The following is a 9,902-nucleotide window of genomic DNA, read 5'->3' as shown; positions in this document are numbered from 1 at the left end:
CGGGGACCCGCCGCCCGGTGCGCCGCCCGAGCCTCGCCCGGTGCCGGTGGGGCGACCCGCTCCCGGCGCGGTCGTGCCCAGGGTCGTCCCCGGGGTGGTCGTGGTGCCGGGCGTGGTCGAACCCGGTGTGGTCGAACCCGGTGTGGTCGAGCTCGGTGCGGTGGACTGCGGCGTGGTGCTCTGTGCCGTGGTCGACCCGGTATCGGTGGACGACGGCGTGGTCGAGGACGAGGTGTCGGAGTCCTCGGCGGAGGTGCCCTCGCCCGGCGTTTCCGGCGTGGTGCCGTCGGTGTTCGTGCCGCCGGTTGTCCGGTCCTGTGTCCCACCGGTATTCGTGCCGCCGTTGCCGCCTGTCACGCCGTTGTCGCCGGTACCGCTCGTGATAGTCGGCGCCGACGGCAGGAAGGGGACGCCGTTGTCGGTCTGGGCAGCCACCTGGCCGTAGACGGTGCGCAGGATGCGGCGGCCCTCGTCCTCGGCTTCCTTCTGGTTGTGCTCGTCGACCTTCATCACCCCGTCACCGGGCAAGGTCTTGCCGGTGACGGACTCGCGCGAGGTCAAACCCGGCATGAGCGCCTGGGTCTCCTCGATCCCGGTCCGCATCTCCGACAGCTTCAAGCTGATCGCCGTCGCCGCCTGGGACAGCGGAATCGACTGCTCCGCATAGTTGTTCACCGCGGCCACCGCTGCGGAAGCGGCGGCGCCCGTCCACCCGCTGTGACCGTTCGCGCCGGTGACCGTGCGGGCGAACTCCTGATTGAACTTGGAGAACGTGCCCATCAGGTTCATTCCGATATTGGCCCACGCCGTCACCGCGTCATCGACGAGCTGCGGCTTCATCGCCGCCACGGCCGCCTGCATCTGCGCCAGCGACATGCTGTCATAGCTGTCGGGCGTGGTGATGTGTGGTGGCTGGATGTCGCCGCCGAAGATCGTGGCGTAGTTGCCCTGCTGCTGCCGGTTGTAGATGCCGGTGCGCTCCTGGTTCCACTGCTCCTGCGCGGCGATGACTCTGCTCTTGTATTCGTCGTAGGTCACGCCGGTTCTCCGGTCGCGGAGAGGTCGGTGGCGAGGGCGCCGTCCTGGGCGACGAAGTTGGCAATCGCTTTGGCGACAACCTCTTTCGCCGTTTGGACGGCGTCGATGTGCTGTCGGATCACTGTGTCGAGCGCCCGGTCCCCGCCGGATGCCGTCTGTGAGAATTTGTTGGCCAGCGCCTGGCTCGAGTTGAACGAACCGAATCCGTCGATGCGTTTCACTCGGTCTACGAGTTCGTAGACCTCTTCGAGCCGGTCCAGATGGTCGTCACACACGCGGTCCAAGTCTCTGCCGACCTCGGGATCGAGCGACAGCTCACCGGCATCCGCTTGAGTGAGTAGCTGATTCCACTGATTCGGGTTGATTCCGAGAACCATCTGCCCTCCGTCAGCTCGCAGGAAGATACTGGACCAATGCCGTGCTCAGTCGTAGCGCTTCCCCGCACGGCTCGCTCGCGCCCACCGCACTGACACGATTCTGCACCTTGAAATCGACTGAGCCATCGGGTATTTCGACGGAGATGTAGCAAGCCACATCGTTGGCGGAACCGACTGGCCGGAACTCGAGCGCTCTGTGTGTTCCGACCTCGAGATCGGTCCATCCGGTGTATTCGCTGGTTCGTTGGCGGGACTCGGCAAGCGTGTGCTCTGAGGCCATGACAGCGAAGGTGTACTTCTTGTCCGCATCGGTCCAGCTGCAGACCTTCCACCCCGTGAAGTCGACGCCCGCGACGTCCTTCTTCTTGCTGCCGACGTTCAACCCCACTCCGCTGATCGCCGAATCCGGCAGCGAACACGGATCCCACACCTTCGCCTCGGCATCCACCGAGGTCGGGCTCGCGGCCACGCTCACCCCGCTGGTCGTCGGCGCGGCCGTCCCGCTCTCGCCGCCCCCGCAACCAGCGACGACCAGCCCGAGGGCGGCGATGCCGACGGCCTTCCACCCATGGCCTCCCACTGTCATCTCGACCATCCCCTCCTGGTGTAGACAGCTGCGCGCTCTATTCCGAGCGATGACGGCTGTGCAGAGTCTAGTCGGAACCCGGATCTCGCGGCCGAGTCGTCCGACGGCCCGCGGTGCTGGGTCCAGCCGACCGTGCCGGTCGATCCGTCACTCCGCGGCGCAGGGGGACGTGGAGGCCATGATGAACCGGACCTCCTCGTCGTTCCTGCCCGCACGCGTCCGGGACGACGCGACCGAGAAGCCGCGGGAGTCCCGGTAATACCTGCTGACGGGGTCTTCGGCCGGATTCTGGCTGGGCACGAGGGTGAAGCCGCGGGCGGTCATCGCCTCGAGATTCGCCATCGCCTGATCGATGAACTCCTGCGAAGGGTTGAGCTCCTGCCGCTCGTACCGAGGGTGCCAGGGCGGTCCCGCCGACCGCAGCGAGTTCGGGTCGGTCCGACAGCCCGACCCCACATCGACCATGTCCGGTTCGACGGTGATCGGCTTCGGCCAGATGAGCTCGAAATTGTCGGCAACGATGGGGCGCGCGTCGGCCACGGTCAACCCGGTGGCGTCCTTGACCTGCTGATTGGTCGGACCCTCGGAGATCCAGCCGGAACACCCGGCGAGCGTGACCGCCACCATGGCTACGGTGGCAACCGTCATCGACTTCATTCGACATCGATCCTCGGGCCGAGGCCGGGGTTGTCCGTGATCTGTGGGTGTGCGTAGGGGTCGATCCGAATGCCCAGCGACGACGCAGCGCGAGCCGCGGCGGCCGCTTTCGCGGCGTCGAAGGCTTCCCTGCCGCCGTTGCCGTTGTCGCCCAATCCGATGTCGACCCAGTCCGTTTCGATCCCACGCTCGACGTAGCCGATGGCGTCGGTGCCCTTGATGACGCCGACGATGTTCTCGAAGGCCGTCGATCCCGCGTCGTCCCAGTAGTCGCCGTGCCCCTCGACGCCGAACACGACCTCGTTCGCGTGCTCCCCGGAACTGCCGCTGTAGAAGCCGGTATCCAGGCGGGTGACGCCGGGCACCTCGTCCGGATCCCCGCCCAGTACCTCGGATGCGTGCGGGTTGCCCGGCAGGTGTATACCGCCCGGAACAGTCAGTCCCCCTTCGGGATACGACTGCACCACCCCGATGAGGTCGCCGGGGGCCGTCATCGAATACCGCTGCACGTTCGGGTTCGGGTTGTTCCAGCCGGTGTCGAACACGCCGGTCCCCGCGGACGAGGCGTGCAGCACGCGATCCGCGCGCAGGCCGAGTTGCTCGGCGGAGCCCACGATCGAGCCGCCGTAGGAATGGCCGACATAGGTCACCGGCGTGCCCGGGGAATTCGCGCCCACCTCCCGGTCGATCTCGTGCCCGAACTCGACCAGCTTCGGCGCCATGTCGGCCGCGAACCGGGGACTCGGCGCACCGTCGTCGAGACTGGTCAGGCTCTGCGGGAAATCGCCTTCCATATACAGGAAGACGGGGCTGTCGGTCCGGTCGGCGAGATTCCAGGCGGCGACGTGATTGGAGCCGGAACCGTTGAGGTTGGTGGAGGTGCCGGGTACGTACACGCCGACACCGGGCGAGCCCGCCTTCATCGAGCCCAGCATCTCGATCATCCGCCCGTTGCCCTCGGTGCTGAACATCACGAACTTGCGGTCGACCATGTCGAGCCGGGGCGTCGCGTTGTCGCCGGTCGCGGCGGCGGCCGTGGTGAGCGTGCTGGTGCCCTCGGGGTTCGGGATCGGCGCGAGCATCGCCTCGAGTTGCCTGACCCGTGATTCGTCGGGGTCCGGCTTCGCCTTCTCCGTCGTCAGCGCGTTGCGGATGTTGATCTCGTTGGCCTCGATCCGCATGCCGAACGGGACGCCGTTGAGATTGCCGAGCTTCTCCGGCGCGGCGATCACCAGCTGACGCTGTGCCTCCGGGCTCAGGCCGGCCAGGTAGGTGGCCCGCTCGTCGGCCGACATCGCGGCCAGCTGGATCGCCACGGCATCGGGGTCGCGGACGGTGCCGTCGGCGAGGGTGATGTCGGGCTGGCCGTCGCGGATCGCGGTCAGGTCGGCGAGTGATTCCTTCAGGCGGGTACCGAGCCGGCTGTCCAGGCGCTCGATCTCGTCGAGGCCGCCGAACAGGTTGAGCTGGAAGACGCCCGCCGCGCCCTCCTGCTCGGGATCGGTGTGGGAGACCCGGCCGTCGGGTTCGACCTGGAAGCCCTGGTCGACGGCGAGCGTCCGCTGATCGAGGACGTAGGCGCGGGCATGCTGCAGGCTCCGATATGCGTCGTCGGCGTCGTCGGCGATCCGCAGCAGCACGGTGCGCACCTCGTAGCCGTGGTCGACCTCCTCGTCGATCCGCCGGCCCGCCGCGTCCCTGGTCCGGCCGTGCCAGCCGCCCGCTGTCGAGACGGCGCGTGAGCAGTCGTCGACCGCGGTGGACACCACATCGGCATTGGCGCGGGCGGTGTCGGCGGCGCGGTGCAGGCCGTCGAGATTCCAGCCGTCGAGCTGGGGGAGGGTCGGGCGCATCAGCGCGATCCCAGCTTCCCGATCTCGCCCGCGATCTCGGCATCCTTGGCCTGGATGTCGGCGGAGAACTTGTCGATCAGGCCGGCCAGGGTGGTGTATCTGGTCGCGATCGACGACATCGCCTGCTGGGCGGGATCGGCCAGGCCGCGGACGGTGGCCAGGACGTCACTGCCGTCGCCGGTGGCCTCGCTCATGGCGGTCCAGGCGAGCTCGCCGACCTCGTCGGCCTCCTGCCGCCACGTCGTCGCCAGCGCTGTCAGTTGATCGGGTTCGACACCGAGTGTGCTCACGATTGCCCCCTCCTTCGGCGCCGAGGCGGCCACGGGCCGTCGGTACCACCGTGCGGATCGGTCTCTTCGTGAAGGTTGGACGGAGCTGTCGAACCGAGGGTTCCATCATGTGATGTGAGTCACAAAAACTAGACCGTCGCGGTCTCGTCCTTCTGTGCGCGGGCGCGCGCGTCGACGCAGTCACGGCAGGTGCCGAAGATCTCCAGGGTGTGGCTGACCTCGGTGAAGCCGTGTTCGCCCGCGATCGTCGCAGCCCACGCCTCGACCGTCGGGCCCTCGACCTCGACGGTGCGGCCGCAGTGGCGGCAGACCAGATGGTGGTGGTGCCCGCTCGAGCACTGGCGGTAGACGGACTCGCCGGAGTCGGTGCGCAGCACGTCGACCATGCCCGCGTCGGCCAGCGACTGCAGGGTCCGGTAGACGGTGGTCAGGCCGATGCCCTCACCGCGCTTGCGGAGCTCGTCGTGCAGTTCCTGGGCGGACCGGAACTCGTCGATATCGCTGAGCAGCGCCGAGATCGCGCTGCGCTGCCGGGTGCTGCGGACTCCGACCTGCTTGCCGGAGGGATTGTCTGCCAACGGATTACCCTTCCTCGGCGTGGGCGACGGCGTCGACGACGATGTGCGCGAGGTGGTCGTCGACGAGTTCGTAGAGCACCTCGCGACCCGAGCGTTCGCCGTGCACGACGCCCGCCGACTTGAGGATGCGCAGGTGCTGGCTGACCAGCGGCTGGGTGACCCCGAGGGCGTCGACCAGCTCGTGCACACAGCGCGGCGACTCGCGCAGCTGCAGCACGATCGCGATCCGCACCGGGGCGGCCAGCGCGCGCAGCAGCTCACCCGCGTCCTCGAGTACCTGGCGCGCGGGCACCGTGGCGGGGGCGGGGGAGTGGTACGGGGTGTGCGCGTGTGCGGCCGTGGCATCGGTGGTCATCAACCAACTCCTTAATGGAAACCGATGCCATTTTGACATGCAGACGTGCGCATGTCGAACGTGACGCGCTGAGCTGGGGCGATCGGCAGTCGCCGGACGACCGTTTCGACGGTGAACCCGCCGTCGAGCGGCCGTCGGGGCGCTACTTCGCCCGTGCGGTGCACGACCGGTCGGCCGGTGCCGATACGCTTGTCGGCATACTTGTCCGACTCCCAAGGGATGGAGAAATCTCGCGTGGCACCCAAGTCGAAGGTGGACACCGTTGCCAACCTCGCCAAGCGCCGGGGCCTGGTTTACCCGTGCGGTGAGATCTACGGAGGCACCAAGTCGGCGTGGGACTACGGTCCGCTGGGCGTCGAACTGAAGGAGAACATCAAGCGGCAGTGGTGGCGCACCATGGTGACCAGCCGCGACGACGTCGTCGGTCTGGACTCCTCGGTGATCCTGCCGCGCCAGGTCTGGGAGGCCTCCGGCCACGTCGAGACCTTCTCCGATCCGCTGGTCGAGTCGCTGCACACGCACAAGCGCTACCGCGCCGACCACCTGCTCGAGGCGTACGAGGAGAAGCACGGCCACCCGCCGGCCAACGGCCTGGCCGACATCAACGACCCCGAGACCGGCCAGCCCGGCAAGTGGACCGAGCCGAAGAATTTCTCCGGCCTGCTCAAGACCTTCCTCGGCCCGGTCGACGACGAAGAGGGCCTGCACTACCTGCGCCCCGAGACCGCGCAGGGCATCTTCGTCAATTACAAGAACGTCGAGACCACCGCGCGCAAGAAGCCGCCGTTCGGCATCGCCCAGATCGGCAAGAGCTTCCGCAACGAGATCACCCCCGGCAACTTCATCTTCCGGACCCGCGAGTTCGAGCAGATGGAGATGGAGTTCTTCGTCAAGCCCGGCGAAGACGCCGAGTGGCACAAGTACTGGATCGAGACCCGCCTGGCCTGGTACACCGACCTCGGCATCGATCCCGACAACCTGCGCCTCTACGACCATCCCAAGGAAAAGCTGTCGCACTACTCGGCCGGCACCACCGATATCGAGTACCGCTTCCGCTTCCAGGGCAGCGAGTGGGGCGAGCTCGAGGGCATCGCCAACCGCACCGATTACGACCTGCGCACGCACTCGGAGCACTCGGGCACCGACCTGAGCTACTTCGATCAGGCCTCCGGTGAGCGCTACATCCCGTACGTCATCGAGCCCGCGGCCGGTCTGACCCGCTCGCTGATGGCGTTCCTGGTCGACGCCTACACCGTCGACCAGGTGCCCACCGCCAAGGGCACCACCGAGGAGCGGATCAGCCTGCGGCTTGACCCGCGCCTGTCGCCGGTCAAGGCCGCGGTGCTGCCGCTGTCGCGCAACGCGGACCTGACGCCCAAGGCCAAGGACCTCGCCGCGCAGCTGCGCAAGCACTGGAACGTCGACTTCGACGATGCCGGTGCCATCGGCCGCCGCTACCGTCGCCAGGACGAGATCGGCACCCCGTTCTGCATCACCGTCGACTTCGACACCCTCGACGATCAGGCCGTCACGATCCGCGAGCGCGACTCGATGGCGCAGGAGCGCATCGCCCTGGACAAGGTGGAGTCCTACCTCGCCACCCGCCTCCTCGGCGCCTGACACCAGACCGACGCAGAGCCCGTATCGCCACGCGCGATGCGGGCTCCTCGCGTTGCGGGGCGTGGAGGTGATCACAGTGCGTACCCGGCGGTTTGCGTCGCCCGGCCGCGTGCCTCACTCTTTCCGTTGTGCTGTGGGAACCGGAAGACGTGCTGCGGGGGCTCGACCCGTCGGAACAACGATTCGTTCGGCACGCCACCTTCACCGGGCGCTCGGTGACCCTGCGCGGTGAACTCGACGCGGCCGCCCTCGGCGCGGCGTTCGCGGCGCTGCAGCGCGCCTTCCCGATCCTGGTGTGCCGGATCGTCGAGGACGCCGAGGAGAACGGAATCCTGTTGCGTCCCGGGCACATCGAGCCCGTCGGCGCGTGGGTGAGTTTCGGCGAGCCCGACGAGGTCCGGATTCCCACCGAGTCGATGGATCCCGCCGCACAGCTGGGCTATCTGGATGTGGTGCTGGCCGAGGAGGATCGGGCCAGGGTCACCCTGTTCGTGCACCACAGCGTCGCCGACGCGGGGCACTGCGTGGAGCTGTTCGCGCGGCTGTGGGGGTACTACACCGATCACGTGGAGACCGGGTCGATCGCGGCCGGGCCACGGGAGTACCCGGTGTCGGTGGAGTCGCTGCTGGCGCAGCGGGGGACCGAACGCGGACCGTGCTCGGGACTGGAGACCGTCACCCGGCCGCTGGTCGTCGCCGACGCGGTGGGGCTCGTCGAGCCGTCGCCGCCCGCCACCCCCGCGCTGGCCAGGCCCGCGCGCATCCAGCTCGACCCGACCGAGACCGCCCGTGTGCTCGAGCAGGCCCGCACGCACGCGGTGAGTGTGAACGGGCTGGTCACCGCGGCAGTGCTGCGCGCGTTCGCGTCGGTCTACGACGTGACCCAGGTCGGCTGCGTCTACCCGGTCGACCTGCGCAGGCGACTCGAACCGCCGCTCGCGGCGGCCGCGGGCACGAACATCTCCGGCCTCGCCGCCTTCACCACGGATGTCGTCGACACCGACGACCTCGTCGCCCTGGCCCGCCGGATCGGCACGCACCTGCACGACGACCTGGCCACCGGCGTGATCGAACAGTCGGTGCTGCATTTTCCCGACTTCTTCGGTCCCACCCGCGTCCACTCGACGGCCGGGCACATCGCGCTCACCAATACCGGCACGGTGCCCGCCTTCCGCGCTCCGGCGGGGCTGATCCTCGACGACTACGAGATCGTCTACCTGTCCGCGCATCCGCGGCCCTCGACCGGCGCCTCGGCGGCGGTCACGTTCCTCGTCTACACCTTCCTGGGCAGGCTGACCATCGGCAGACTCGGCGGCGGCGTGCGGGCCGCCGAACTGCTGTCGGCGGTCGCCGCCGAGCTGACCTGGCGGGCCGATCACGAGGCCGCGACCGCCTGAGGCCGACCGTCAGCGGGGCGCGAGCGGCTCCTGCAACTCGGTGACCCAGCCCGCGGGATCGGGCGTCCACGCCAGGGTGACCTCGCGGACCGGCGCCGCGGTGCGGTAGCCGTTGTCCTCCACCCAGCGGCCCAGCGCCTGCCACGCCGTGCCGATCCCGGCGACATCGCCGTGGTAGACGGTCGTGGCCGCCGTCGGCAGCGCGGGCAGGTCGACGATCGAGAATCCCGGCGCCGCTTCGGGTTCCACCGCGACCGGGATGCAGGCGTGCACCCCGACGGTGCCGTCCTCGCGCGCGTCGTAATAGGCGATCGCCGGTCCCGCGATCGCGATGCCGGCCTGCGCCAGCCGGTCGGCGAGATCGCCGAACAGCGGCTGGATCACCGGACTGATCGCCTGTGGCTCGAAACCCGCCGCCGATCCGGTCGATTCGGCCACCCGCACCGCGGCGACCGGCTTGAGCACCACCTCTTGTTCGGGCATGACGCCCTCCTTCTCGATGATTCGGAGTCTCGCCTCGACATCGGTCAACCGGGCGTGGTCGGCCGCGATCCGCTGCTCCAGCTCCGCCCGGCGCAGGGTGAGCATGCCGCGCAGTTCCTCCGGGGCAGGTCCCGGATCGAGCATCCGGCCCACCTGCTCGAGCGTGAAGCCGAGCTCCTTGAGCGCGACGATCCGGTTGAGCCGGGCCAGCTGCGCGGCCGTGTAGAACCGGTAGCCGGTGGCCGGGTCGACCCGGGCCGGCCGCAACAACCCCACGGCGTCGTAGTGGCGCAGCATGCGCACCGACACCTGACCGTGTCTGGCGAAATCTCCGATACTGAACATGACGCCTTCCGGTGTAGAACCTCACACGGTGTGAGGGTCAAGCACTCAGAATCGGCCACCCCGGCTGACCCGGCGCGACCCGGACGACCCGCCGTAGGAACCGGGCCGGTACCCGCCGCCGCCCCCGAAACCGCCGCCGCCCCGCCGGGTCGCGCCGCCGATCGAGCCGCGCAGGAAACCGTCGAGCAGGATGCCGCCGAGCACCGCCCCGGCCTGCGAACCGCCCGCCATCGGCTGTCGCGATTCCCACGCGCGCACGCTCGCCTGCGCCTGTTCCAGTGCCCGTCCACCCAGGTCGGCGGCGGTCTGCGCGCTGACCAGCG

10 protein-coding genes and 2 pseudogenes are annotated in these 9,902 nt (G+C 68.8%); 2 read left to right on the top strand and 10 right to left on the bottom strand.

What is annotated here, in order from left to right; all coding sequences use genetic code 11:
* The 8 genes and pseudogenes from V8688_RS29675 to V8688_RS29640 form a co-directional block, all read right to left on the bottom strand.
* A pseudogene (locus V8688_RS29675) lies at positions 1-1,038 on the bottom strand (hypothetical protein); the annotation flags it as partial.
* The gene (locus V8688_RS29670) at positions 1,035-1,415 is read right to left on the bottom strand and encodes a hypothetical protein (RefSeq protein ID WP_218721582.1); all 381 of its coding nucleotides are present in this window, start codon (positions 1,413-1,415) and stop codon (positions 1,035-1,037) included. The pseudogene V8688_RS29675 and the gene V8688_RS29670, both read right to left, overlap by 4 nt.
* Before the next feature lie 10 nt (positions 1,416-1,425).
* Positions 1,426-2,010 (bottom strand): DUF3558 domain-containing protein, encoded by a 585-nt coding sequence (locus V8688_RS29665; protein WP_255588648.1) that lies wholly within the window; start codon positions 2,008-2,010, stop codon positions 1,426-1,428.
* A gap of 138 nt (positions 2,011-2,148) precedes the next feature.
* Positions 2,149-2,649: a hypothetical protein gene (locus V8688_RS29660; RefSeq protein WP_342802175.1), complete on the bottom strand. Its 501-nt coding sequence runs from the start codon at positions 2,647-2,649 to the stop codon at positions 2,149-2,151.
* 5 nt (positions 2,650-2,654) lie between these two features.
* Positions 2,655-4,511: an alpha/beta hydrolase gene (locus V8688_RS29655; protein WP_218721585.1), complete on the bottom strand. Its 1,857-nt coding sequence runs from the start codon at positions 4,509-4,511 to the stop codon at positions 2,655-2,657.
* Positions 4,511-4,801 carry a hypothetical protein gene (locus V8688_RS29650; RefSeq protein WP_218721587.1) on the bottom strand — a complete coding sequence of 97 codons (291 nt, stop codon included), beginning with the start codon at positions 4,799-4,801 and terminating at the stop codon, positions 4,511-4,513. Before V8688_RS29650 ends, V8688_RS29655 begins: the two co-directional genes overlap by 1 nt.
* 128 nt (positions 4,802-4,929) lie before the next feature.
* Positions 4,930-5,379: a Fur family transcriptional regulator gene (locus V8688_RS29645; RefSeq protein ID WP_218721588.1), complete on the bottom strand. Its 450-nt coding sequence runs from the start codon at positions 5,377-5,379 to the stop codon at positions 4,930-4,932.
* Between the two features lie 4 nt (positions 5,380-5,383).
* Positions 5,384-5,734, bottom strand: coding sequence for a metalloregulator ArsR/SmtB family transcription factor (locus V8688_RS29640; RefSeq protein ID WP_218721590.1), 351 nt, complete (start codon positions 5,732-5,734; stop codon positions 5,384-5,386).
* 234 nt (positions 5,735-5,968) lie between these two features.
* On the opposite strand from V8688_RS29640, the gene V8688_RS29635 reads away from it, so the two are divergent.
* Positions 5,969-7,354, top strand: a complete 1,386-nt coding sequence (locus V8688_RS29635) for a glycine--tRNA ligase (protein WP_316573924.1) — start codon at positions 5,969-5,971, stop codon at positions 7,352-7,354.
* A 128-nt stretch (positions 7,355-7,482) separates the two neighbouring features.
* Positions 7,483-8,751: an acyltransferase gene (locus V8688_RS29630; protein WP_342802174.1), complete on the top strand. Its 1,269-nt coding sequence runs from the start codon at positions 7,483-7,485 to the stop codon at positions 8,749-8,751.
* Between the two features lie 9 nt (positions 8,752-8,760).
* On the opposite strand, the gene V8688_RS29625 is transcribed toward V8688_RS29630, so the two are convergent.
* Together V8688_RS29625 and V8688_RS29620 are read right to left on the bottom strand one after the other, a co-directional pair.
* Positions 8,761-9,579: a MerR family transcriptional regulator gene (locus V8688_RS29625; RefSeq protein ID WP_218721596.1), complete on the bottom strand. Its 819-nt coding sequence runs from the start codon at positions 9,577-9,579 to the stop codon at positions 8,761-8,763.
* 45 nt (positions 9,580-9,624) lie between these two features.
* Positions 9,625-9,902, bottom strand: a pseudogene (locus tag V8688_RS29620) (TPM domain-containing protein); the annotation flags it as partial.

The sequence above is a fragment of the Nocardia sp. No.11 genome (assembly GCF_038752175.1).
GTDB classification, from domain to species: Bacteria; Actinomycetota; Actinomycetes; order Mycobacteriales; family Mycobacteriaceae; genus Nocardia; species Nocardia canadensis.
This window is presented reverse-complemented; position numbering and strand designations above follow the sequence as displayed.